General features: G+C 43.8%; 18 protein-coding genes. 8 read left to right on the top strand and 10 right to left on the bottom strand.

What is annotated here, in order from left to right; all coding sequences use genetic code 11:
• The first annotated feature begins 457 nt into the window (after nt 1-457).
• A complete protein-coding gene (locus tag K5Q73_RS08490) occupies nt 458-1,036 on the top strand; it encodes a hypothetical protein (RefSeq protein ID WP_220761144.1) in 579 nt (192 codons plus the stop codon).
• A 19-nt stretch (nt 1,037-1,055) separates the two neighbouring features.
• Nucleotides 1,056-1,283 carry a hypothetical protein gene (locus tag K5Q73_RS08485; protein WP_220761146.1) on the top strand — a complete coding sequence of 76 codons (228 nt, stop codon included), beginning with the start codon at nt 1,056-1,058 and terminating at the stop codon, nt 1,281-1,283.
• Between the two features lie 115 nt (nt 1,284-1,398).
• Here the strand turns inward: K5Q73_RS08485 and K5Q73_RS08480 are convergent, their stop codons facing one another.
• The 3 genes from K5Q73_RS08480 to K5Q73_RS08470 all read right to left on the bottom strand — a co-directional run bounded on the left by K5Q73_RS08480 (nt 1,399) and on the right by K5Q73_RS08470 (nt 7,660).
• Complete coding sequence (locus K5Q73_RS08480; RefSeq protein ID WP_220761148.1) at nt 1,399-4,314, bottom strand: valine--tRNA ligase; 2,916 nt, start codon at nt 4,312-4,314, stop codon at nt 1,399-1,401.
• Between the two features lie 19 nt (nt 4,315-4,333).
• Nucleotides 4,334-4,825: a DNA polymerase III subunit chi gene (locus tag K5Q73_RS08475; protein ID WP_220761150.1), complete on the bottom strand. Its 492-nt coding sequence runs from the start codon at nt 4,823-4,825 to the stop codon at nt 4,334-4,336.
• Between the two features lie 276 nt (nt 4,826-5,101).
• Entirely contained in the window at nt 5,102-7,660 is a 2,559-nt protein-coding gene (locus K5Q73_RS08470; protein WP_220761152.1) for a PKD domain-containing protein, read from the bottom strand.
• Between the two features lie 363 nt (nt 7,661-8,023).
• On the opposite strand from K5Q73_RS08470, the gene K5Q73_RS08465 reads away from it, so the two are divergent.
• Nucleotides 8,024-8,623: a hypothetical protein gene (locus K5Q73_RS08465; RefSeq protein WP_220761154.1), complete on the top strand. Its 600-nt coding sequence runs from the start codon at nt 8,024-8,026 to the stop codon at nt 8,621-8,623.
• Here K5Q73_RS08465 and K5Q73_RS08460 read toward each other — a convergent pair whose 3' ends face one another.
• Nucleotides 8,624-10,723, bottom strand: coding sequence for a winged helix-turn-helix domain-containing protein (locus K5Q73_RS08460; RefSeq protein WP_220761156.1), 2,100 nt, complete (start codon nt 10,721-10,723; stop codon nt 8,624-8,626).
• A gap of 293 nt (nt 10,724-11,016) precedes the next feature.
• Between K5Q73_RS08460 and K5Q73_RS08455 the strand changes: the two genes are divergently transcribed.
• Together K5Q73_RS08455 and K5Q73_RS08450 are read left to right on the top strand one after the other, a co-directional pair.
• A complete protein-coding gene (locus K5Q73_RS08455) occupies nt 11,017-12,291 on the top strand; it encodes a DEAD/DEAH box helicase (RefSeq protein WP_220761158.1) in 1,275 nt (424 codons plus the stop codon).
• A gap of 42 nt (nt 12,292-12,333) precedes the next feature.
• Nucleotides 12,334-13,242 carry a LysR family transcriptional regulator gene (locus tag K5Q73_RS08450; RefSeq protein WP_220761160.1) on the top strand — a complete coding sequence of 303 codons (909 nt, stop codon included), beginning with the start codon at nt 12,334-12,336 and terminating at the stop codon, nt 13,240-13,242.
• A 21-nt stretch (nt 13,243-13,263) separates the two neighbouring features.
• Here K5Q73_RS08450 and K5Q73_RS08445 read toward each other — a convergent pair whose 3' ends face one another.
• From K5Q73_RS08445 to K5Q73_RS08435, 3 genes are all read right to left on the bottom strand, one after another.
• On the bottom strand, nt 13,264-13,797 hold the full coding sequence (locus tag K5Q73_RS08445) for a peroxiredoxin-like family protein (RefSeq protein ID WP_220761161.1): 534 nt from the start codon (nt 13,795-13,797) through the stop codon (nt 13,264-13,266).
• 94 nt (nt 13,798-13,891) lie between these two features.
• Nucleotides 13,892-14,428 (bottom strand): nuclear transport factor 2 family protein, encoded by a 537-nt coding sequence (locus K5Q73_RS08440; protein ID WP_220761163.1) that lies wholly within the window; start codon nt 14,426-14,428, stop codon nt 13,892-13,894.
• Nucleotides 14,429-14,672: 244 nt separating this feature from the next.
• On the bottom strand, nt 14,673-14,927 hold the full coding sequence (locus tag K5Q73_RS08435) for a hypothetical protein (protein WP_220761165.1): 255 nt from the start codon (nt 14,925-14,927) through the stop codon (nt 14,673-14,675).
• Between the two features lie 315 nt (nt 14,928-15,242).
• Between K5Q73_RS08435 and K5Q73_RS08430 the strand changes: the two genes are divergently transcribed.
• A complete protein-coding gene (locus K5Q73_RS08430) occupies nt 15,243-16,565 on the top strand; it encodes a hemolysin family protein (RefSeq protein WP_220761166.1) in 1,323 nt (440 codons plus the stop codon).
• Nucleotides 16,566-16,834: 269 nt separating this feature from the next.
• On the opposite strand, the gene K5Q73_RS08425 is transcribed toward K5Q73_RS08430, so the two are convergent.
• The 3 genes from K5Q73_RS08425 to pepA all read right to left on the bottom strand — a co-directional run bounded on the left by K5Q73_RS08425 (nt 16,835) and on the right by pepA (nt 23,976).
• Nucleotides 16,835-18,064, bottom strand: coding sequence for an EAL domain-containing protein (locus tag K5Q73_RS08425; protein WP_220761168.1), 1,230 nt, complete (start codon nt 18,062-18,064; stop codon nt 16,835-16,837).
• Nucleotides 18,061-22,047: a transporter substrate-binding domain-containing protein gene (locus tag K5Q73_RS08420; protein WP_220761170.1), complete on the bottom strand. Its 3,987-nt coding sequence runs from the start codon at nt 22,045-22,047 to the stop codon at nt 18,061-18,063. The genes K5Q73_RS08425 and K5Q73_RS08420 overlap by 4 nt, the downstream gene beginning before the upstream one ends.
• 420 nt (nt 22,048-22,467) lie before the next feature.
• Complete coding sequence (pepA, locus tag K5Q73_RS08415; protein WP_220761172.1) at nt 22,468-23,976, bottom strand: leucyl aminopeptidase; 1,509 nt, start codon at nt 23,974-23,976, stop codon at nt 22,468-22,470.
• Nucleotides 23,977-24,199: 223 nt separating this feature from the next.
• On the opposite strand from pepA, the gene lptF reads away from it, so the two are divergent.
• Both lptF and lptG read left to right on the top strand, forming a co-directional pair.
• Nucleotides 24,200-25,315, top strand: a complete 1,116-nt coding sequence (gene lptF, locus K5Q73_RS08410) for an LPS export ABC transporter permease LptF (RefSeq protein WP_220761174.1) — start codon at nt 24,200-24,202, stop codon at nt 25,313-25,315.
• Nucleotides 25,312-26,370 carry an LPS export ABC transporter permease LptG gene (gene lptG / locus K5Q73_RS08405; protein ID WP_220761176.1) on the top strand — a complete coding sequence of 353 codons (1,059 nt, stop codon included), beginning with the start codon at nt 25,312-25,314 and terminating at the stop codon, nt 26,368-26,370. The genes lptF and lptG overlap by 4 nt, the downstream gene beginning before the upstream one ends.
• The last annotated feature ends 91 nt before the right edge of the window (nt 26,371-26,461 follow it).

Raw genomic sequence — 26,461 nt, 5'->3', positions numbered from 1 at the left:
TGGTTAGTTGAATATCGATTTATATCGATATAGTTTTCATCTCCACTATTTTATATTGGATGTTTTTATTTTGAGAATGTTACTCCTGATTATTTTTATACTTTTTTTAATACCGAAACAGGCATTTGCTATTGCTAATAATTACGGGGCTCTGATTTCTTCAGAGATGAACCCAGATACTAATATTTATATTTCAAATAGCTACGTTAGTAAAATGACAATTAGAGTCGTTGGGAGTGAAATATATTTCTCATTTTCGGATGGAAACTATAGAAGGATTAGCTTAGAAACGAGTAATGTAAAAGATGTGAGTCGATTGCTGCGTAGCGATGGGTATTTAGAAGACGGTCAGCTTGATCGAGGATGACGAATAACAAATTATTATAAATTAACAGACGTAAACAAACCCATTTGGCATTTACTTTCAGAAAACAAAGCCGTATATGATGATTATTTATTGTTTGCTGAGTCAATTAAGTTTGAAGATGCTGAAACGGGTTTAGTAAAGCCAAAAGATATAAATCGTTCATTATTACAAAGTAAAATTGACGGATACTCTGGAAGTTCGGCTGAACTAGCTAGTTGTACGCTTGAAAAATCGTTATTAGATTATGGTTATGATGGGCATGCAACGTGGGATGATTGCTCCGGCTTATCTCGAGTTGGATTTATAGGGGCTACCGTTGTGGTTTTACAGTGCTTTATACCAGTTTGGAATGTATTGACTTGTGCTCCATCTGCTCTTGGTTTGGTGCTTGCTACAGCTAATATGTTTAGTACCGGTGACCATTGTAGTGCTACTTACGAAAGAGCCCAAATTAATTACAATGTGTGTATGCAAAATAGTGAGCCCAAAAGTGATCCAAATAAAGATGAAGGGCGGGATGATCCTAAAGCTGACGGCACTTTTGAGGGGGGAGGTGTGAGATGTGGACGGTGGCAGCGGGTTCAAAAACATTGGGGAGGGCTATATGGCTCTGATGCAGGAGGTAGTTGGGACAGTTATGAGATCTGTGTTGAGTGGATTAGATATTAACCGTAACGAAGGGATGAAAATGAAAAATATACCAAAATGGTTATTAATATTTACACTGCCAGGCACATTGTTTATGGTTTTATTAACTAAACCTGATTCGGATAATCCATTTACCTATTCGCAATTGAGTTTGACCTTTTTAGCACTCATATTTATTTTAGGGTTAATCGTCACTGTTGTTATTGATGTGTATACTAGGTTGTCTAAATTAGAAAAAACACTCGCTAAATATGAAGAACATAAATAAGTGCGTAGTGTTTAATTGAATGCATTACTATTCTACTTCGTCTAGGTAACAAAAAGGGCTGTCGATGACAGCCCTTTTTTTATGGGGGTAAATTCGAGGCTACCAGCCTTTCAGCTTAGCCTTCTAACTTAACAAGCTCAGCTTTCTGCTCAGTTAGCTTATCCATATCACGCTGGTATTCAGCTTGCTTAGCACGTTCTTTTTCAATCACGGCAGCAGGTGCTTTAGCCACAAAACCTTGGTTAGATAGCTTACCTTCAATGCGCGCAAATTCAGCTGCCGCTTTCTCAAGTAACTTGTCGATACGCGCGACTTCTTTAGCCACATCGATTAGACCCGCCATTGGGATCAATAGCTCCATGTTACCCACTAACTGTGTAGTCGACATCGGCGCTGTTTCACCGTCAGCTAGAATCGTCATAGACTCAAGCTTAGCGAGTGTCTTGAAGAAGGTTTGGTTCGCTTCAAGGCGTGCCTTATCTTGCTCGCTCACACCACGTAGTAGTGCGTTTAGCGGCTTAGATGGGGCAATGTTTAGCTCGGCGCGGATGTTACGTACAGCAACAATCACTTGCTTAACCCACTCAAGATCTTCCATCGCTGCAGCGTCAACTTTGTCAGCTTGATACTCAGGGAACTGAGCTAGCATTAGGCTATCGCCTTCAACACCTGCAAGCGGCTTAACGCGCTGCCAGATAGTCTCAGTTAGGTATGGCATGATTGGGTGCATTAGACGCTGCATCTGCTCAAGCACGTTAACCAAAGTATGGCGAGTACCACGAAGCTGCGCTTCAGTGCCACTTTGCATTACTGGCTTAGTTAGCTCTAAGTACCAGTCACAGAACTGATTCCAAGTGAACTCGTAAATCGTGTTAGCAGCTAGGTCGAAACGGTAGTTTGCCATGTGCTCGTCAAAAGATTTAACGGTTTCATTGAATAGACCAATGATCCAGCGATCTGCAAGAGATAGTTCCATTTCACCCGGCTTGCCATCAACAAGAAGCTGACCGCAATCTAATGCTTCACCAATTGCGTCTTCTGCTGAATCATCCGCTTGTACTTCAGTGTTCATCAACACGTAACGTGATGCGTTCCAGATCTTGTTACAGAAGCTGCGGTAACCGTCTAGGCGCTTCATGTCCCAGTTGATGTCACGGCCAGTTGATGCCATAGATGCTAGGGTAAAGCGCAGTGCGTCAGTGCCGTGTGGCTCAATGCCGTCGGCAAACTCTTTACGGGTGCTCTTCTCAATCTTAGCCGCAAGCTGTGGCTGCATCATGTTGCCAGTACGCTTTTCAACTAAAGACTCAAGATCGATACCGTCAATCATGTCTAGTGGGTCAAGTACGTTACCCTTAGACTTAGACATCTTGTTACCGGCTTCATCACGGATAAGGCCAGTTACATAAACAGTCTTAAATGGAACTTGTGGCTTGCCGTTTTCATCTTTGATGAAGTGCATGGTCATCATGATCATACGGGCAACCCAGAAGAAGATGATGTCAAAGCCAGTTACCAACACATCTGTTGGGTGGAAGGCTTTAAGCTCAGCTGTATCTTCTGGCCAGCCTAGCGTAGAGAATGTCCACAATGCAGAACTGAACCAAGTATCTAGTACGTCGGCGTCTTGGCGAAGAACTACTGAATCGTCAAGCTTGTGCTTAGCGCGTACTTCCGCTTCATCGCGGCCAACATATACTTTACCGGCTTCGTCGTACCAAGCTGGGATACGGTGACCCCACCAAAGCTGACGTGAAATACACCAGTCTTGAATATCGCGCATCCAAGAGTTGTACATGTTCTCGTACTGCTGTGGTACAAACTTAATGTCACCGTTTTCAACGGCTTCCATTGCAGTCTTAGCCATAGGCGCAACAGCAACATACCACTGGTCTGTTAGTAATGGCTCGATAACAACGCCAGAGCGGTCACCGTAAGGTACCTTCAATGCGTGTGGAGCGATTTTGCCAAGTAGGCCAAGTGTTTCAAATTCTTCAACGATAGCAGTACGTGCTTTGAAGCGGTCAAGACCTGCATAACGCTCTGGTAGGCTGTTATCTAAATCCTTGTTTGCGCTACCGTCTGTATTTACAACTTCAGCGCTTGCACGGATAGCAGCATCGATAGTTAAGATGTTGTACATAGGTAGTTCGTGACGCTTACCGACTTCATAGTCGTTAAAGTCGTGAGCAGGAGTGATTTTCACACAACCTGTACCGAACTCCATATCCACGTAATCGTCAGCAACGATTGGGATAAGACGGTTGACGATTGGCAGTAGAATGAATTTGCCAATTAGTGATTGGTAACGCTCATCTTCTGGGTGAACCGCAACAGCGCTGTCACCAAGCATGGTTTCTGGACGAGTCGTTGCGACTTCTAGGTAGTCTTTACCGTCGCTAGTCAAAGCGCCATCAGCTAGCGGGTAGCGGAAATGCCACATGCTGCCTTGCTTTTCTTTGTTCTCAACTTCTAAGTCAGAGATAGCCGTGTGCAGGGTTGGGTCCCAGTTCACAAGGCGCTTACCACGGTAGATTAGGTCATCTTCATATAGGCGTACAAACACTTCTTGTACGGCGTCAGACATGCCTTCGTCCATAGTGAAACGTTCACGATCCCAATCCACAGATGCGCCAAGACGACGAAGCTGTTTGGTGATAGTGCCACCAGATTGCTCTTTCCAGTCCCAGATGCGGTCGATAAAGTTTTCACGGCCAAGATCGTGGCGGCTTAAACCTTCTTCAGCAGCAACTTTACGCTCAACCAGCATTTGCGTTGCAATACCAGCGTGGTCAGTACCGACCTGCCAAAGGGTGTTTTTGCCCTTCATACGTTGGTAGCGAGTCAAGGTATCCATAATGGTATCTTGGAAGGCGTGGCCCATGTGCAAGCTACCCGTCACGTTTGGTGGCGGGATCATGATGCAATAGTTGCCTTGAGACTCATCGCCGTGTGGCTTGAAGTAACCTTTCTCTTCCCAGTTTTGGTAGAGAGACTGTTCGATAGACTGCGGGTTATATGTTTTTTCCATGGGGCGTGTTTATCTCAAACTAAAAATTAATAGGTTGTGTTGCTATATCTTGGGTGCTTAACGCAATTCCAAGTGCGCGATACTGCCGATAGCGATCACGAGCAATCGCTTTATGGCTATCGTCGTTGGCAACGAAATCGATAATCTGTCCAAAGTTTACCGCAAATTGCGGCACTTGGTCTGCAAGATTAATCAGAAGATGACGTTTTTTGTTGGCGCCAAGTCTATCAAAGCCAATTTCTACAGGTGCACCGCCTAATGGGCCTTCACCTTTAAGGTTATGAGGCACAAAAGATTGTGGTTCAAATTGCCATAGTAATTCATCGATAGCGTAAGCCTGCTGTTGATCTTGACAATGAATGTAGACCAACTCTTGCTGAGTAAAGGCTCGCTGCGCGAGTTGGCAGGCAATAAAATACACTTGCTCAAGCGCCGATTTGGGCGCGTTAGATGCTTGCTGTGCACCCTTTGGCATCAGATAAAACTGGGCCTGAGATTGGCTTGGCGACATGCTTAAAAACCTGCTTGAAGACCCGCTCGAAGAGGTAGCTTGCTACTGCTTCGGCTTTTGGCTGACGAAAGAGGGGATTTTACACTAAAAGTCGCTCAGAGATCAGCCTCTAATCGAACAATTGACATCAATTGCAGTATTTATACTAGTGCCTTTTGTTAGTGGTTTATTTTTAGTTTGAGGAAGAATACAAAACATACCCGATCCACATTGCTGTTAAACGATGAGAATCGAGCACGTTTTATGTGCCGTCAGTACAGCCTTTAGTTTGCAATTTTATTTATAATTAATTGATAAGGCTGCACCAGCAAACTCAGGGTTAGCTCTGATATGGATGTAGTGCCAGCCCTTTGATGCCGAAGGAATAATAATACGCTCTAGGTTTGTTTCACCGATAGAGTTGTTATCCCAGCTTTGAGCATTGGGCCTATCATCAAAGCGATGCAACATATCCGCATTACCACTACCATGCTCGACTCTTATCTCAAGTGTTTTTCCTGCGTTATCACTTCGTACTAAGTGTGCTAACTGGATCTGTTTGCCATCGCGTGTTGTCGCTAAACAGTACGTTTGGTTTGCTTCTAATCTGCCTCCAGAAATAGGAGAAGCGCCGTTGGCACAAATATCCTCAACACTCGATATTGTCACTTTTGCAGTGTCTTGGTTAGATTTACCTTGTGCATCAGTGATTGTGAGTACTGCGTTGTAATCTCCTACGCTGGCGTATTGATGAATAGGGTTGGCATCTTGACTCTGTTCCCCGTCACCAAAATCCCATGAGTAAGTCGCAATACTGCCATCAGGATCAAAGGAGCCATTACTGTTAAGCTGAATAGCTTCGTTAACCGCAGCAGCGTAAGGGCCATTAGCATCAGCCTGTGGTGGCGTGTTGCCATCTGACTGATAATCAGCGAGCAATTGAACGTTATCAAAGTCGTTATAGCCTCTTAGCATGACATGGTAAGTACCCGCTCTGGCTTCTTCAAAAATACAGCTCTCTTTGTTACCGGCTTTATAAGGGCGGCAATCAAAATCAGATAGGTTTGGCTCTTGCTCGATTCGAACATAGAGATCGGCATCTCCACTGCCACCTGAGGTATTGATATTGACTGAACTTGCTTCAGTTGGCACCTCAAAGGTAAAGAAAGTTTCCTCTCTTTGCTTACCTGAAACACTTTTTGCGACATTTTTTTCAAGTACGGCCTCTGAACCACTAGTTATCTCGACTAAAACATCGGCTTGAGTTGTAGCGCCAGTATTATCAGATATAGTTAGCGTGGCAGTGTATTGGCCTGCTGCCGCATAAGAATATTTAGGGTTAGCTAAACTGCTAGTATTACCATCACCAAAATACCAAGAGTAACTGGTAATTTGGCCATCAGGGTCCGTCGAACCATCACTACTGAAGCTAATTTCATCATCTGTTGTGCCTGAATACGGGCCATTTACTACTGCGATAGGTAATTCGTTAGGTAGGTTATTGTCACCTGCGTGACTAATAGTAAAGTAATCAACCAAATTACCTTGAGGACCAATGACGTTCATGGTTAATACTTTGTCATTGATGTCTAAGACCATAGAGCCGCGCCCACCATAAATGTAGTCAGTTGGGTGACGCTTGCCTGATGCGATATCTTCAGGGGTGACTACTCTGGTATAGCCACTTCCGCCACCCGAGCCTGAACCATGGGTAATATAGACGGTACCAGAGTTAGCTGCTCCAGCTTCTTTTATGTAAGCTCCATCTCCATCAACTCGGCCATCACCCGTATTAATTTGATGTTCGCTTGAGCGGAAGCTATCTGATTTACCATAATGGCCATTGATTAAGGTAGATCGAGTGTAAAAGTGATTGTGTCCAGACATCACCAGATCAACACCATGCTCTTCTAAGATAGGACTGAAGTTTTCTCGCATTTTGATCATATTATATTCAGTATCGGAGTCATGGCCGCTCTTTCCGTATACTGGGTGGTGAAAGACTGCGATAACCCATTCAGCATCAGTGCTTGCTAAGTCTTCTTTAAGCCATTCATCCATTGAGCCAGCTAATTCATAATGCTCTCTATCACTCGAGTTAAGCACGACGATGTGGATATTACCGTAATCAAATGAGAAGTAAGCTTCCTGCCCAGAGGCGACACCGCCAGCCTCGGCATTTTTGGGCATACTAAACAGGTCATAATAACCCCCTTCTCCAGTTTCAACTTTTGCAGTCCGATTATCATGGTTACCCATAATTGGCCATAGTGGAGATTGCTTTAGCATCTTAGGGTACTGATTGAAAACGGCATTTTGATATTCTTGAATCGTCCCATCATTGTAGGCGTTATCACCTAACATCATCCAAAAATCAGTATAAGCGCCTTTGCTAAATTGGTAGTAGCCGTCACGAACAATTCTTTGTCCGTCGGTGGTCGGGTCGGTTCCTGCTCGTCCAGGATCGCCCAGAATCCAGATTCGGGTGGGGGTTGCAGTTCCTTGCGTGGGCGAGGTTTCAAAAAAGGTCTCTGAATCATCGCCTGATAATATTGCTTCCTGATCGCCTACCGCATAGTAGTAACGCGTTAGGGGGGAGAGATTATCAAGTTGGACGATATGGGATGTGGTTAACTCAGTACTGGTGATGGTTTGATTAAGCGCATTTAATTGAGTGCCAAAGTGAACCTGACTCGTTGATGGCTCATCGGTATCCCATCGAATGATCATGCTAGAGTCTGTGCCGAGTTGAATATAGGGCCCTCGAGTAATTTCAGTTGCCAACACGGGGAGTGTACTTAAGCTAAGTGTTAGTAAGGTGGTTATTTTTAGTTTTCGATGAAGATTATGTCTCACAGCTTCCTCCTAATTGAATCGGGCATGGTTTATTATTTTTCTTATCCTTTAACGCTGGATAGAATGATTAATTCTTGCTAGTTAAATTCATGCCCTTTAATCGCTAGTTTGCCCTAGCGTATTCACTTGTTCATAAGTGAATGCTCGAACAACTATTAACCACTTTTCATTTTTAAAATGGTAGACGTTCAAGCTGATATAACCTGATGAAGGCTGATTTTTGCTGATGAATTAAGTGTTTGCTCTCATTTTTGCTAATAGTGGATTGCATCTAGATGCATTTATTGCGGGGAGACATTTGAAAGAGTCATGGGGGGCTGATACCTTGAGTGAACAATAATAACATGTACTAAGTAGGTATCTATGGCGGGAAGTATGGTGAGGGGATTACTTTTTATAATGCTCTATATTGCTTTCGGGCAATACAGTATTGCGTCGGAAATCATTTCACCAGGCAGTGAGTGGCGTTATTTTGATGCTGCGGATGTATCAAGTAATTGGTACCAAGTGAACTTTGACGATAACCATTGGCCAATTGGGCGAGCACAGTTGGGTTATGGTGAGGGGGATGAGGTGACAATCACCAAGTTTGGTCCTAATCAGGCTGATAAATATCCTGTTCAATACTTTCGAATTAACTTTCTCCATATCGAAGCTACAACAGATAAAGTTGTACTCAGAATGCTAGTCGATGATGGTGCCAGAGTGTATTTAAATGGGGAGGTGATCTTTGAGGTAAACCTAAGCCCTAACAATAAAGCGCAAATGTTAGCGGTAAACTCATTAATTGAGCATGTGTGGATTGAGGTTCCTCTAAATGATATTAAGCTGAATCAAGGAGAAAATACCTTGGCTGTTTCAGTGCATCAACTGAGTCACAAAAGTTCGGATTTAAGTTTTGATCTCGCGTTGATTAGTGGCAGTAACATAAGCCAAGTGCCACTTAATTCAAGAGCCAACTAATTAAGGATTATTGGTTAAGTCGATGGACCAGAGATCACTATCTGTTAGCGTCTTTTTCGTGGCAGATAATCCATATAGGCGCTTAGTGGGGCGGAATTTGTCATCAAAATTTGCCTCAAACTGTGTCACCTCTATTTCGCCGGTCTCAGTATTTAAGCTAAAAATGCTGCCATGGCTATCGATCCCCCAAATGGCCTGAGCTGATATATCCCAGTTTCTATCGATCAATAATGTATCGCTATGGGGGATTTTTTCAGGGAGCCCTTGCCAGTCCCAGCGCCATAACCCCTTTCGAGTCGAGTCTGTAAAAACGATAGCGTCAGCATTTTCTATTAATCGGGCCTGATACATATCGAAGTTAGATAGGTTATTGCTTTGCTTATTTGCGAGCTGATACCGCTTAAGTTGCCAGTTCCTTTTATTCGCTTGCTGTTCTAGCTCACTAAATAGCAGGCTGTCGTTGCTATCCCAACCAATAAGGTGAAGAGGTTGCTTGAGTTGCCAAGCGATAGACACTTTTTCGGACGTTAAGTTGAATACCAGCAAGCCATAATGGTTATCTTCTTTGACGATAGTCGCGAGCTGGGTGCTATCTGGAGACCAATTGATATCATAAATCTCATCAAACTCTGTACCAGAAATGGGATTGATTTCATTCCCCTGTCTATGCCACAAGCTTTTCATATTGGTTCTATTTGATACAAACACAAAATTTGCCGCATCGGGGCTAATCGTCAGTTCTGTATCCGATGACTGGGATTCGGTTAACGGGTAGCTGCTATTGAATGTTTTTAAATCAATAAAGTGGCCTTCGTGTTGAACTTGTTGATGGCTAAAAATGAGCTTCCCCGTTTTGGCAGAATAGCTTAAATCATGATAAGCGGGGAAAGCCTCTGTCGTTTTGATTAAATACTGATGGCCTTGTTTATCAAACGTTGTGATGCCATTTTTTGTCGAAACGAGTAGCTGCTGCGTATCAAACCAATCAAAACCATATATTTCACTTTCAAATGCTGAGATCTGGGTTGTATTGCCATTTAGGTCGGTAATAAAGACGGCACTTTCAGTTGGCGCGAACCGTCGTAAGAATGCGATGTATTGGCCGTCTGGTGAAAACTTGGGGAATTTATCTTCAACGCCGATGACTGATGCCGTGATAAGTGTTTGCTTATTACTTTGAGGCTGCCAAGTATAGATCCCATGATTATGTTGATCGATATGACTTTGGGTGTAAGCGATTAAATCTGTTGAAGGGTGCCAGTCTAACCCGAAACTAACTGACTCAAGTGTTAACTCTTGTTCCACGTTGCCATCAGTCAGGTTAATGACGTTGATATGAGAAGATTTGCTGTTACCAGTAGGATTCGCAATAACGGCTATTTGGCTATCCTCCCCCGAAAATACTGGGGAAGAATAGCTCGTGCCTTTTTCACCGATATTCACGGCGTATGTTTTTTCCAGAGAGCGCAACATTAAGGTGTTTTGAGCGTGTTGTGACCCGCCGATAAACACAAGACTTGAGCCATCATTTGAGATCTCAGGCATTAAGTTAGCAGACTTATCGTAGGTAATACGCTTAAAAGTGAAGTCTTGCGGTGGTTCTTGTGAGTCATCGGCTTGGTCAAACATTATTATGAAAAACAATAAGGAAATAGCGATTACAGCCAATATAACCTTATCGTTACGATTAAGAGCTTCGCGCGTTTTAGCCTGCTTTTTTGTGTTTTCTGCTTTAGTTTCTGTTGCAGTAAAAGTGAGCTCTTGCGTGGGTAAAATAGTTATCGGCGCGACAAGCTTATAGCCAACTTTTCTTATGGTAAGTATGTATCGAGGTTGATGCGCATCTTCATTGAAAAGGCGCCTTAGGTTTGACATGACACGGTTTAGCGCATCTTCAGTGACGACTTGGTTGGGCCAGAAAAGCTCAAACAGTTCTGCTCGGGTGACAACTTCTCCCGCTCTGCTAGCAAGATATTGCAATATCATCATAGTCTTGGGCTCTAAACGAACCTCTTTCTCGCCATTAAAAGCTAAGCTTTTATTGCAATCAATTTTCCATTCATGAATTAGAAACTGTTGAGCTAGTTGATATTGAGTCATTATTGGTTTTTAGCACCATTTTTTATTATGACTTCATTAAATCACTAGTTCTTAAAGCAGGGCAATAACTATTTGTTTACAACTCCTTGTCTAAATCGAGTCTGAAGGCGATATAGGGGCGTCGGGTTTTAAGCTCTGTCATTTTCAGTCTGGCACAATGGACAAAGAGATGACGAATAGCCGATTTATTTGTGAATAATACTTCAACGATCTTATAGCTGTTTACGTAGACCATTTTACTAATAGTGCCGCTATCGCTACACTCCACTCAATTGCCGTTATTAGTCCATATTATGAAATTCTCCGAGCTAAATCTTTGCACCGAAATCTTATCTAACTTACCCAATAATCTGGTTGATGCCACTGAGATTCAAAAGCTGGCAATCCCTGAAATACTCGCGGGTAAAGACGTTTTAGCGCTTGCGCAAACTGGCAGTGGTAAAACTTATGCTTTTGCTTTGCCACTGGTGCAAAGCATCATTAAAGATAGTGCTACTAACTGCGCGATTAAGGCGTTGGTGATCGTGCCGACTCGGGAGTTGGCACTGCAGGTCGGTGAGGCGATCCAGTCTGTGTCAGCCAGTATTGAGGTGGTCGTTTTATGTGGCGGTATCGATAAATCTGAGCAGATTAAATCGCTGCAACAAACTCAATCAAACAAACACCCACAACTGGTGGTGGCAACACCTGGCAGGCTATTAGATCTATTACGTGAACAGCAGCTGTCACTTGAGTCGCTGAAGCAGTTGGTGCTCGATGAGGCAGACAGGCTAATGGAAATGGGCTTTTGGCCAGATCTAGAGTCTATTCTTGAGTTTATGCCTACTAAGCGGCAAACCTTGTTATTTTCGGCGACGCTCGCGCCAGAGCTTAATGAAAAAGCGTTCGGCTTGTTACGTGCACCTATTAGGGTCGAGGCGCACGCGACTAATAGTGTGGTGACTGATATTAGCGAATCGCTTTATCTAGTCAATAAAGGCGATAAAGCCCGGGCGTTAATCGCGCTTATTCAAAAGAATCAATGGTCGCAGGTACTGGTGTTTATCAATGCAAAAGATGATGCGGATAAACTTGCTAAGCGGTTAGTAAAGGCGGGCATCAATGCGAGCGCTTTACACGGCGATAAAGAGCAGCTCGATAGGCAGCAAATATTAGCCGGTTTTAAGGCGCTTAAGTTGCCGGTGTTGGTCACGACAGACTTGTTGTCTCGTGGTATTCATATTGATGCCTTACCAGTTGTTATTAATCTGGATTTACCGACTAGCGCACCTGTCTATGTTCATCGTGTTGGCCGTACCGCTAGAGCTGGTGACAATGGCGTGGCTATCTCGTTAGTGTGTCATGGTGAAGCCGATAACCTAAAAGCGATTCAGCTGTTAACGCATCGAGAGCTTAAGCTTGAGGCGCTTGAAGGGTTTGTGGTGACCGACAAACCGTCAACAGGAGAGAGTAAACGAGCACCGCGTGATAAGAAAGCCAATCGCCGTAGCCAAAATAAACGCAGCGCCAAAGATTTTGTTTCTAAAAAACCTGCAGCGCAAAAACCAAGAACAACGAACAAGTCGTGAGCGATTAGAATGGCGATTTGTCCAATCAGATTGGGAGTTTAGATGGATCAGTTAAGTGCAATGAAAGCCTTTGTTCGAGTGGTGCAAACGGGAAGTTTCTCTGCCGCGGCCAGAGAGCAACATAGCACACAAGCGACAATGAGTAAGAAGGTTGCTGCACTGGAGAGTTTATTAGGCGCTAAGTTACTGACCCGTAGTAGTCGTGAGCTGTCGATGACCGAAGTTGGGGCGGTTTACTATGAAAACTGCGTGGCAATTATTGCAGAGCTTGACGAGGCTGAGTCGCAGGTTCGATCCCAGCAAAGCTCTCCCAAAGGTATTTTACGGGTTGCGGCGCCAGTGGTGTTTGGCTGTCGGTTTATTGCGCCGATCCTAGGCGACTTTCTTAAGCGCTATCCCGAAATCAAGGTGGATTTGATGCTCAGCGATAAGCATGTGGATCTGGTCGCCGACGGGGTAGATGTTGCTATTCGTGCTAAGCAACTTGAAGACTCCTCCTTGGTGGCAAGGCATCTATTCGATAACCCTTTGGTTACGGTTGCATCGCCCCAATACTTAAATCGTTTTGGCGAACCTAAAGTCCCTCTGGAACTGAAAGCCCATAACTGTATCGTCTATTCGATGTTGAAGTCAGTCAATATCTGGCACTTTGAACAAGCAGGGGCAAGTGGTGACGATATTGCGGTGCCTGTGAGTGGTAATTGTCGCTGCGATAATGGCGAGGCAATATTAAAGCTTGCTCTTGATGGTTTAGGTATTGCGCAGTTACCGAGCTGGATGGTTGATGAATATATTGAGCAAGGTAAGCTTAAAATCATTATGTCGAATTACCTTTCTAGCCCCTTGCCCTTTAATGCTATCTACCCTCAAAGCCGTTACGTGCCGCTAAAAGTGCGTTGCTTTATTGATTACCTAAAGCAGTGCTTAGCTGAAGACGTAAGCTATCATTAAGCACTACATTAAGCTCAAAGGCTAACTATAGGTACCACGGATTGGGTAATTATTTTCAGGATCACGGATAAAGGCTAGACCAGACAGTAGTGTAGCTAGGTCTGGGCGTGCAAACGGGCCATTGGAAATATCCAGTACCTGAACCTGTCCTTTATCATTGATGACAAATAGCCCAGGTTCTGCAAACGGATGGTCAGTTTCTTTTTCTGAACGTGGAGCTGAGATATAGAGCCCAAGCTGATGCATATTCTCAATAGTGAGGTTGTAAGCAATTGGGAAGCTGACCGTTAATTGACTCTTATGAAACTGCGCTTGCTCAAGAGAGTCGGCAGAGGCGGCAACGATGTCTATACCTAACTTCATAAAGTCGGCCGCTAACTTCTCTAGTTCGTTGAGGTAACGCGTGCAAAGTGGGCAGTGTTTACCACGGTAAATAATCACTAAGCGCCAGTCATAACCTGAAGCGGGCATGCTAAGTGAGATAGGCTCACCCGTTAAGCTGGGCAGTTTAATATCTGGAAATGGCGCTCCTGCAGTAAACTTTATTGATGACATATTATAATCCTTATTTAGTGGATGGCTGCTAACGCGAAGTCTCTTTCAATGAAGGCCGATGATGACCTTCATTTGTCGTTTTAGTCGATACGATTTAGATAGAGAGGTAATTGTAGCTGTCATCTTGACGATTGCGTTTACCACGGTATTTATCACTGAAATTATCGGCCCAAATCGCGCTGGCATTTTGGTTTTGGTTCCAGTCAAATACGGTAGAACGGTGTTTAATTTTCCATATTCCATCTCGACGCTCAAAACGGAAATGATGTCTCCCACCTAAGATGCCTTCTTTATCGACACCGCCCTCCTCATGTACATGGTAGGCCCAAACGTAAGCCTCAGCGGTAGCGCTATCACCGTCAATTTCTATTAGCGGATTACTAATTCTGTGCTGAGTGGTTTTTAAGGCTCTAAAGCCCTCCATCGCGGGTTCAACAAATTGGTGTGCATTGTCATTGTAAAAGAATAGCTCAGGGAAAATAGGGTCTTGATGTTCCTCAATTGCATCTTCCCAGTAGGTTGACTTCATTAAGCCGCCATCGACTCTATCCAGCGCACGAGCGAACTTGTACATAAGTTCAGTCATCTCTTGCTTGTCTAATAACTGCTGCAGTTTTTGTTGCATATCCATAGTATTAACCCTCATGTGTCTTTGGTTTTAATCAATTAAGCTAGTTAAAGGTTGCCGTGTTATCGGTTAACGCTTTAAGCGAGCCCTTAAAGCGATGAGAAGATATTAACTATTCGCTTTGCATTTGATAACTAGGCTTGAAGTGATACCACTTATTCCGTTATGGAATAGTCTGGGGCAGAAAGGCGGCAACTAAACTTGGTTACTCGGCCACTAAAGAATAGGGGCTAGTAACCTCTTTGGGTTATTTGTTTTTTGGAAGGTCTCTCGCGCCAACAAGCCGGCCGAAAAAAGATGAAAGGCCGACAGTTTTGCGAACATGTTCGGCCCAAAATGCGCCAACAATAAAGCCGATAACAGTCCACAATGGTACAAGGTTTGAGTAAAGTTGGTCGGACTGCAGGCTCATCATTACGCCGATAAAAGCGCCCAATAAGCTGGGTGACGCGGCAACTGCCAACCATTGTAAAGCGTGTACAAATCCTGCAATAAACTTCATTGATTATCCTTAATCTCTTTTTTATCGTGACTATACATTATCACGGTTGGATATGGGGTGCTGGTGGATTTGTGCACAATCAATAGGTTGCTTTCATCAAATAGCTTAAGTTTAACTGATAAAAAATTAATCGCTCACATTGGTCAATTTATTAGCTGGTGAGATCTAAATATTGCGGATATACTCCGCGATCGCGCCAATAGAGGTTGGTCATTATACTTAGTTCAGCTTGAGAACGAATCCGTCTCTGCAAGATGAAATAATGATATGCAGTAAAGGGATAGGTGTGTTTTTAGTTTTTAAGCAAGGTGCTAAATGAGCTTCTTTGATAATGCTGTGATTATATTGCTCCTGATTGGAGTCAGTTGTTTTTTTTCTATGTCGGAAATTGCCCTCGCGGCAGGGCGTAAAATTCGCCTGCGCCAGCTTGCGTCTGAGGGGGATGCTCGAGCAGACAAGGTGCTGTTACTGCAATCTCAGCCTGGTAACTTTTTTACTGTGGTACAGATTGGTTTAAATGCTGTGGCCATTATGGGTGGTATCGTGGGTGAGTCAGCCTTTACCCCTTATTTTCACTCGTTCCTATCAAGTTGGTTGAGTGGACCTTGGCTAGATAAGATGAGCTTCTTGCTCTCTTTCGTCTTCGTAACGAGCTTGTTTATCTTGATTGCGGATCTGATACCTAAGCGTTTAGCGATGGCATTTCCTGAAAAGGTCGCTATGACCTTTGTTGGCCCTATGATGGTCTGCATCGTGGTGCTAAAACCTCTGGTATGGTTTTTTAACGGTTCTGCGAATCTTGTGTTTCGTGTGTTTCAAGTTCAGACCGCGCGTAACGATGCCGTGACCTCAGATGATATCTACGCTGTGATGGATGCGGGCGCAGAAGCGGGCGTGCTTGATAAAGGCGATCAGCTGATGATGGAAAAAGTGTTTGAGATGCAAACCATTCCAGTCACCGCGGCGATGACGGCTCGTGAAAGCTTAGCTTTTTTCTTGCTGCAGGATAGTGAAGAAGAAATTAGAACCAAAATTGCAGAGCAGCCCCACTCAAACTTCTTAGTTTGTGATGAGCAGTTAGACACCGTTGTGGGTATTGTTAATGCCAAAAAATTACTGATTTGTCTCATTAACGGTGAAAGTATAAGCCTTACAGATAAAAATCTGGTGACCAACTGCTTTATCATTCCTGACACATTAAGCCTGTCAGAATCGATGGATTACTTTAAGAACAGTCGCGCTGATTTCGCGATAGTGATGAATGAATACTCTTTGGTTGTGGGCGTAGTGACGGCAAAAGATCTGCAAGACGCGGTGATGGGAGCTTGGTCTTTGCCTGAGAGTGAAGAGCAGATTATCGCTCGCGATGAGCGCTCTTGGTTGATGGATGGCGTAACACCTATCACCGATGTGATGCGTGCGCTTGATATTGAAGAGTTTCCGCAAAACCATAACTATGAAACCATTGCAGGTTTTATGATGTTTATGTTGCGTAAGATCCCGAAGTGCACCGATTCAGTCAATCATGCCGGCTTTAAGTTTGAAGTGGTTGATGTGGATAGTTACAAGGTCGATCAGCTTTTAGTTACGCGCATCGATGAGTCGATTAAGGCAGAGGAGCCAGAGGTTAAGGCTTAGCTTTATTCCTACTTTTAAAGCAAGCTGCTGTAATGCTTGCATCTAGTCTCATGTGGAGATGAGTCAACTCAGGCTCATCTCCATGTCTTTATTCGTTAACCATCAGTCACAAATCTCTAGGTTTTAGTGAGCCCTATTTTACGACTCTTAGCTCTCTAGCAGTATTCCATCTACCATCAACACAGGGGTTACCTGTGCAGCGGAGCCTTGCCTGCTAGTACACTCTCAATTTTAGGGTGGGGCTTAGACGTTAAAACTAGATGTTAAAACTAGGCGTGAAAACTCGAGCCCCTTTGCTGTAACCGCTGTTTATCAACTTTGACCAGCCAGCTTTGGTGCCAATCGCTTAAGCGTTCAACAGGCATTGGCGCGGCAATGTAATAGCCTTGTGCTAAGGTGCAGCCTAATGACTGTAATCGTTGCCATAGTCCCAGAGTTTCGACACCTTCGGCTACTGATTTTAGCTCGAGTCGCCTGCTCAACAATAAGCAAGCTTCTACAATCGCCGCAGCCGTTTTGCTATTTTCCATGGCTTTAATAAAACTTATGTCTAGCTTTAGTGAATCGAAAGGTAAGGTATCTAATAGGGTAAGGGATGAATATCCAGTACCAAAATCATCGATAGATAGGTTAAAGCCATGCATCGCTAGGCGTGAAGCCGACTCTAGCGCTCTGCCTGTATTTTCTAAAGCATCTGACTCGGTGATTTCGAAATAAACTTGTTTACTGAGCTTCGGGTGCTGCTTGGCAATATCGAGTAGTCGGTCGACGAAGTGGCTATGCATTAAGGTTGTAGGAGTTATGTTGATTGCCACCGAGCGACCAGAAAATTCTGCTTGGTGTAGCAGAATATAGTTAACACTCAAGAGTGCTAATTCAGCATCTTTATGCATCTTGCTCAATTGAGGCAGAAAACTGGTCGGAGGCAATACCCCTAAGACAGGATGGACAAAGCGAATCAGCGCTTCACAGGATTGCCACTCGGCGCTATCGAAGGTGACCAAAGGTTGGAAATAGGGCTTTATCCAGCCTTGTTCAAGGGCGTGTTCCAGCTCTTTTTCGGTGAAGCTTGTGCTCTTGATGGAGCTAGGGTTGACGAATGTTGAATTCATCAGACTCTCGACATAGGCCAAGTGCAAGAGTTCTTTTAGGATATTGATCTTTACTGGTTTAGTAATCGCACCGATCACTTTTAAATGATAACTCATACACATTTTCTGTACGGTATCGAGTACGATTTGATTGCTGGCACTGGTGATAATAATAGAGCCGGTAAACATTAGTTCACTGATATGACTTAAGAAGGTGATTCCATCCATCTCTGGCATTTTCAGATCGCACAGCAATATGTCAGGTTTGAAGTCTGCCATTATCTGTAGTGCCTCTACACCTGAAGCTGCAGTCTTGATCTGCGAAATCTTAGTTGTAGTGATCAGCTCTAACTGCATTTGCATTGCTTCGCGCTGAAATTGATGATCTTCAATCAGTAAGATTTTCATTTTAACTGGTTTACCTGGTTAGCAATCTGCTCGATTAACTTTACGAGCTGTAGAAGGTATTTTTCAATTTCTTCAATATTTTGCGCCGCAGCTGCAGTTTCTATGTCGGCGCAAGTGATAGCAAGTTGCTCACACTCAATCACACCTGCTGCGCCCTTGAGTTTATGAGCACTATGAGAGATGGCTTCAAAGTCGTGTTCTGCAGCGGCTTGATGGAATAATTGCATGTCACTCTCACAAGTGCAGATGAACTTACAGAGTAATGTTATACAAAGCTGTAAATCTCCAAAGTTGGCCTCAAGTGCCTCGATATTAATAATGGCGAGGTCAGTCGGGATACACTTGCTCGTTTCGCTTAAGCTGGTTGCTATCAAATCGTTTTCCTGTGTCGATACTGCTTGAGCATGGTCTTCCGCCTCACTTAGGTAGCGATTAAGTACGCTCTGCAGTTGCTCTAATGACACGGGTTTTATTAAATAGTCATCGAAACCATATTGATGACAACGGTTTTTTTCACTCGACATGGCATTAGCCGTGAGGGCGATAACGCCGAGACGATTCAGCTCTGCTTGTTGTTCATACTCTCTTATGGCGCTAACTAGACCGTAGCCATCGAGTTCAGGCATGTGGCAATCGGTCAAAACTAGATTGTATTTATTCTGTTTATAGGCCGTTAGCGCCAGCTGACCATTGTCAAAAATATCACCAAAGTAGCCTAATTTGCCCAGCTGCATACGGATCACATCCTGATTTATTGGGTGATCTTCAGCGACGAGAATCAGTTTGTTTTGTGCAATGGCTTGCTCGCGAGTGAGTCGCAGATCGATTTTTGGCTCTGTTGTCACATGTCTAGTCTTAAACTGCTCAGGTGCAGTGATCAGATGCAGTAAGTGTTCAGGAATAAGAGGGGTGACCGAGAATACCCAGCCAAGTTCAGTTGGCGTCGGTGATCGCAGACTTTGGCTTCGAAGTAGAATAATCTGTACGTTAGCTAAATTACGCTTAGCCCAACTCGGTGTTATCGCTTGCTGCTCACACCAGGTTTCAGGCAGCAGTATGACCTGCACTTGCGACTTAGCAACGTATGCTGCGAGTGCGGCTTTATTGTCTAAGCAGCGTAAGCTATAAGGGGGAGATTGCCAGGCTCTAAGGTACTCACAAACCACATCATAGTCGCTTTCATCAAAAATCATTACGCCGCAGCGCTTATTGACAATAACGGGCACTTCAACAGCAGCAATAGGAAAACTCAGGCTAAAGCGGAATGTGCTGCCTTGTCCTTGTGTGCTGCTGACGGTGATCTCGCCGCCCATCAGTTTGACTAACTGTTCACAAATAGACAGGCCTAGACCTGTTCCACTGAAGCGACGCTCACTGCTTAGATCGACTTGCTCAAAAGGGATAAATAACTTGGCAATATCTTGGTCACTAATGCCTATGCCAGAATCGGTAACTGAAAAGCCAATTGTTTGCTCATGGCTAGTCGAAGATAAAAGATCAACTGATAACCAGATCTCTCCTTCAGTTGTAAACTTAGAGGCGTTATTGAGTAGATTATTGAGCACCTGTTTGAGGCGCAAATCATCGAGAGTTAATGAGTGCGCAAGTTTAGGATCTAGCCACAGCTTAAACTTAATGCCTTTGCGCTCGACATGGGCGATATGGGGCTGAGCTAACTCATAAACAAAGCTGCTGAGCTGACATACCGCGGGGCTTAACCCTAGTTTACCCGCTTCAACTTTTGAAAAATCGAGCACATCATTCACAATATTGAGTAAGTTATTGCCTGAATGCGTTAGGTTTTTATGGATCCCATGAAGTTCATTACTATTTAGGTGCGGGGTCATTAATTCTAACAAGCTCAAAATACCGCTAATTGGCGTGCGGATTTCATGACTCATCATGGCAAGAAAGCGAGATTTAGCTTCGGTTGCCGACTCTGCGATTAATCTTGCTTCATCGAGTTCTGCTTGCTTTTCTTTCAGTAAAGAGATGTCTACAAGGGTGTAAGTCCAATGTTTATTCTTATCAACTTTAGTGCAGACTCCTGTGAGCTGGAACCAGCATATCTTGCCATCAATATTAAGCTTTATTGTTGTATATAGTGAGTCACTAAAGCGGGACTTTTTGATATCTTGCAAGAAGTCATGCTCATCTGCGTGTTGTACTAAAAACTCCATCATTAGGTGAGGGGATTGATAGAGTTGCTGGGGCGTTAAACCTAGATATTTTTCGATATTACCACTGATATAGCTCCAAGAAATATCATCGATATCATCACCGTAGCGTATTAACTGTGCAACGATACCACCAAAGTTATTGTTAACTAGGCGCAGCTCTTTCTCGATGCTATGACGCTGTGCGATCTCATTTTTTAGTTTTCTGTTGGAATAAACTATTACAAGGAAAGTCGTGAACACTCCCGCTAGCACTATCAGCACCCAGTTGGGCACTTTGGCAAAGGTAAAGTCACTGTTAATGTTGATGTCATTCCATTTATTGGAAATTGCACGTAACTCATCCTCCTGAATTGAGCTCTTAGCCTTATTTAAGATAGACAGCAGAATTGGGTTGCTTCTATTTACGCCAAAACTAATAGAATGATTTTGGGGACCCAAAGGGTTTGGAATAATTTTAAGCTGTCCTAAATAATGGGAATTTACTAATGAGTAAGCTTTTGATAAAGGCATAATACCGACTTCTATTTTTCCTTGAATGACGGCATTGAGTAGATGTTTATTAGAGTTAAATACGGTGATATTAGCATTCGGAAATTCAACATCTGTATTGATATGCTGCTTATGGTTGTATAGTAAGCCTAATGTTTTCACACCAGTAAGTTGTTCGACTGCTACCTTGGCATCTGCCCTAGTGATGGCAATCCACTTGTCTTGCATATAGGGGGAGGTGCATTGGATGAATCGCATAATATCGTGATCGCAAGTAAATGCTGGCAGCATTTCATAACTGTTATCGACCAAATGTTTCTCTATATTTTGGCCTTTATAGGGAGTAGCCTGAATCGTTAAATTTAGCTTTTTTGCTGCTAATCTTAAAATTTCTGCGCTCATACCATCCATTTCACCTTTTGCATTGGTAAACACATAGGGATAATTATTGGCAGAGTAGAGTACTTTGATGACTTTTCTCTGGTTGATCGCTGTGATTTCCTCTTCGGTTAAGTTGAGGCTATGCTGTTGATACACATGTTTAATTTGAGAGTTTGTGAGCCAGGCATTGTAAAGCTTATCAAAAGTCTCACTTGGGATTACCTTTAAGCCATCATTGAGATGTTGGATAAGCTCGATATCCTTAAGTTGGGTTGCAATGTGCAGGCTTTCAAAAGGCATATCATTGAGTAGGCGAATATTTAGCTGGTTAGACTTCTCTTGGTGGGTATGCAAGTAATCAAGAGTGATCGCATTGCCAATGTAGGCTTGAGCATCACCTTTTAAAACAGCCTTATAAGCCTCTTTACTATCAGAGTAGTTGGTTAAGTCAATTTGGCTGGAAAAATTCGATATGAGCTCATTGATCGCAAAGCCTTTTTCTGCTGCGATAAGTTGGCCTTCTAACTCTAATAGGTTGTTGATATTTTTTTGATAAGTGACTCCGGCAATCGGAACTTGCATTATTGGTGCACTAAAACCTAGCCAAGTTAGACGATTGGGAGTTTTTGATACACCCATTATTATGTCTATTTCACCTCTACGTAGAGCTTTAGTGACCTCTTCATAATTTGGGTAGATTACGTTCTCTGTAAGGTGGCCTGTTTGCTTGGTGATCTCTTGCAAAATAGATGGCAGCAGGCCAATGACCTTGCCATTTTTACTGACATAAGTGAAAGGCTGCCAATCGGATGCGGGATAGCCGACCTTAATCACTTGGCTCTGACTGGCTTTCGATGCGCCATTTTCTCCTTGTTCTGCTATCGCAGTAAGAGGTAGAAAAAATAGAATAAATACGAGTATTGCTTGACGCATATTGCGGCCTATATCGAGTTAAAACAGTAATTAATTAGCGTGAAATTCTTTTATGCACAGGGTCGCGGACACTCGCGCTGAAGACTCGCAGTGGAATCGATAAAATCTTATGATTCGAGTGTGGCTGGTGTCAGTGTTTTGCTCTAGGAGGGGCTTAAAACTGAAGCTGTGAAATTTGCGCGTATTGTAAACATTTATTAATTTCTGTCGATATTTTTGCCATCGATATAATGTCTGTTAGATCTCACTTTTGAAGTTAAAATATGCAGGCACACTAAATAGAAGGGATGGGGTTTTGTTAAGGTGTTGAGCAATTTTGAATCACTAGATATAAAAAAGGCTAAACAACTTAATATTACCAGTCGTTTAGCCTTCAATTGCTATTTTATTAGCATGAGCTTTCTAGGATTTGAATAGGGATTACTCGCCCTGCTCAATGCCCGCTTTGTTAATCAAGAACTGAGTTAACAATGGTACAGGGCGACCCGTTGAGCCTTTATTCGCGCCGCTATTCCAAGCCGTACCCGCCACATCAAGATGCGCCCAGTTATACTTCTTAGTAAAGCGTGATAGGAAACAAGCTGCGGTAATCGAACCTGCCGCGCGGCCTCCTAGGTTGGTCATATCGGCAAATGGGCTTTCCAAGTGCTCTTGATACTCATCCCATAGTGGCATGCGCCATGCGCGGTCACCACTTTGCTCACCCGCATTTAATAGCTCGTGTGCTAGTGGATTATGGCCTGAGAATAAGCCTGATGCATGTTTACCTAATGCGATAACACAAGCGCCAGTCAGTGTTGCTGTGTCGACAACCAATTCTGGGTCAAAGCGCTCAACGTAGGTCAGTACGTCACACAATACCAAACGACCTTCAGCATCTGTGTTTAACACTTCTACTGTTTGGCCAGACATGGTGGTTAAAATGTCACCCGGACGATATGCATTGCTTGAAGGCATGTTTTCACAGCCAGCCAAGATACCGATAACGTTGATTGGCAACTGCATCTGACATAAGGCTTTCATGGTGCCGATAACACCAGCAGCGCCGCCCATGTCGTACTTCATCTCATCCATGGCTTCGCCAGGCTTAAGTGAAATACCACCCGAGTCGAATGTTAGACCTTTACCCACAAGCACAATTGGCTTTTCAGTATTATCGACAGCGCCCTTGTACTCCATGATGGTCATGATTGACTCATTATGGCTACCACGGCCTACAGCTAGGTATGAATTCATGCCTAGTGCTTCCATCTGTTCTTCACCGAGAGTCGTTACCGTTAGATTTTCGGTATTTTCGGCGATTTGACGGGCTTGTGACGCTAGGTAAGCTGGGTTACAGATGTTTGGTGGCATGTTTGCCACGTCACGGCAAAGGTGCATACCGGCAGAAACAGCCATTCCGTGCTCGATAGCGCGCTCGCCAACGGTCAATTCACGGCGAGTCGGTACATTAAATACTAGCTTACGCAGTGGGCGACGAGTCTCGCCTTTACGTGTTTTTAGTGCGTCGAAGCTATAAAGGCTATTTTGAGTCGTTTCAACGGCTTCACGTACTTTCCAGTAGGTGTCACGTCCTTTGACATGTAACTCGGTAAGGAAACAAACCGCTTCCATTGAACCCGTTTCATTCAAGGTGTTGATGGTTTTAGTGATGATTTGCTTATATTGACGTTCATCAAGCTCGCGCTCTTTACCACAGCCAACCAGTAAAACTCGCTCGCTAAGTACGTTCGGCACATGATGCAGCAACAACATTTGTCCCGGCTTACCTTCCAAGTCGCCACGACGTAGTAAGTTACTGATATAACCTTCACTGATTTTATCTAATTGTTCGGCGATACCCGACAAGCGTCTTGGTTCGTATACACCTACGACGATACAAGCTGAGCGTTGTTTTTCTGGACTACCGCTCTTTACGCTAAACTCCATGAGCTCTCCTAGATTCTTAAAGACAAATTTTATTATTTATTAGATAATGTCTGCTTGTGCCCAAAAAGGGCAAAAATATGGCTCACTCAAGAACTTTCTTTTCGAGTGTTTTCCCTGGCCATGTTATGTAATTGTTGGTTACAAAACTACTAAAAGTAGACAGTCTACATGAAAGTTGTATTGATACCAGCATAAATGAGACTTTGGAGACCGGATCCTCACTGTGATTGTATTTAGATACCTGATTCGAGAAGTTTTAAAAGCACAAATAGCGGTACTTTTAGTACTGTTAGCTATTTTTATTAGCCAACATTTTGTGCGTGTGCTCGCTGATGCCTCCGATGGCGAGTTTCCTGCATCTCTTGTTATGACCTTACTCGGTCTTAACATGCCATTTCTCACCGTTTTAGTTTTACCGCTGAGTCTATTTTTGGGCATTTTATTAGCCCATGGGCGAATGTACGCCGAAAATGAGATGGTAATTTTTCATGGCGTTGGCATCAGTGAGTGGTATATCACGCGAGTCACTCTGTTGCTTGCCGTAATTAATATGGTGTTTACCGCGTTCTTGTCTATTTATGTCGCTCCTTGGGCAGAAGAGCAGCAGAACCAGGTACTAGAGCATGCGCAGTCTGAAGCGGGGCTCGCAGCCTTAACTCAAGGGCGTTTCCAAACCAGCCCCAATGGCCGCGCCGTGTTGTTTGTAGAGCGTATTGGCCGAGACAATAAATTAGATAAGGTGTTTGTTGCCCAGTTACCAGATCCCGATGATGAAACCGGTGTGGCAAATGTGGTGGTGGCGCGCACTGGTAAGGTGGTCGAAGATGAAATTGGCGGCCAGCGTTTACAGTTAGAAGACGGGGTGCAGTATCAAGGCAACCCTAAGCGTGTTGACTATCAAGTTGTCGAGTTTGGTGGTTATCAGATGCAGATCAAGGAGCAGGAGATTGATGAGCGTCGTCGTAAGTTATCTGCCATGCCTATTGGTCAACTAATGGATATTGATAGTCCAGAAGCTACTGCTGAATTCCACTGGCGATTGGCTATCCCGTTAGCTATTCCGTTGATGACGTTAATCGCAGTGCCTATGGCACGAGTAAATAACCGTCAAGGTAAGTTTGCTAAGATGTTCCCGGCTATTTTGCTGTATTTAGGCTATTTTGGTTTGATGGTCGCCGGTCGTAAATCATTAGAAGATGGGGTGATCCCTCAGTACTTGGGTATGTGGTGGATCCATGCTTCCGCACTTGCCATAGGTATATTGCTCTTAGGTAAAGAGCGCCCAACAGGGGCGAGACTAACGGGTTTACTTAAGCGTAAAAAGGCGAGCAAAGCATGAAAATATTAGATCTATATATCGCCAGAGTATTGATTAGTACTTCATCTTTGGCCTTGTTAGTCCTTACAGGGCTATCAGGCATTATTAAGTGGGTCGACCAATTACGCGTGGTTGGACGCGGCAGTTACACCATGATGGATGCGGGTGTATATGTATTGTTTTTGATACCACGAGATATTGAGCTATTTTTCCCGATGGCAGTCTTGCTAGGTGCCTTAATCGGTATGGGAATGCTGGCGTCCAACTCTGAGTTGGTAGTGATGCAATCAGCGGGACTTTCTCGTTTGCAGATCACCATGTCGGCGATGAAAACGGCCATTCCGTTGATGATTATCGTGATGATGCTCACCGAGTGGGTTGCACCGGTTGCTGAACTGCGCGCAAAAGAGATTAAGCGAACCAAAGTGTCTGGTGGCAGCTTAATTGAGTCTAATCGTGGGATCTGGGCAAAAGACGGCCCGCTATTTGTCAGTATTGGAGGTGTCGTAGATAGTAATCATCTGCGGGATATTACCCTATATGAGTTTAGCGATACTACGGACTTAACCAGTACGGTTCATGCTGATTCTGCGGAATATAGAGATAAGTATTGGCAGCTATTTGATGTGCGAAGAACCACACTTAAAGATGAGCAAGTGGTGTTAGTCAATCTTGAAGAGGATAAGTGGATCTCCTCATTGACCCCAGAGAAACTGAGTGTGGTATCGGTTAAACCTGAGGCGTTATCGATAGAAGGACTGCTCGATTACCTCGACTATTTAGAGAGTAATAATCAGGCATCGGAGCGATACGAATTAGCACTGTGGCGCAAATTAATGCAGCCCGTTACCGTTGCGGTGATGATGCTAGTGGCGCTTTCTTTCGTGTTTGGACCGCTCAGAACCGTGACTATGGGAGCGCGAGTGTTACTAGGGGTAGTTGCAGGATTTAGCTTCTATATCTGTAGTGAGATTTTCGGGCCGTTAAGTATCGTGTATGGCTTACCTGCGTTTATTAGTGCTGGTATGCCTGCCTTGCTGTTTGCTATTGGAGCGCTGTACTTTATTAGGAAGTAATCCTTATACTGACAGGTATTAAGCGCGATGCCGCAGCCATAAAAAAGCCAATCAAGATAAATCTTTGATTGGCTTTTTTGTTACGCTTAGT

It is taken from the genome of Shewanella sp. MBTL60-112-B2 (assembly GCF_019655055.1).
Taxonomy (GTDB): Bacteria; Pseudomonadota; Gammaproteobacteria; order Enterobacterales; family Shewanellaceae; genus Shewanella.
Note: the sequence above shows the minus strand (reverse complement) of the source record. Positions and strands in the feature narration are given on the sequence as shown.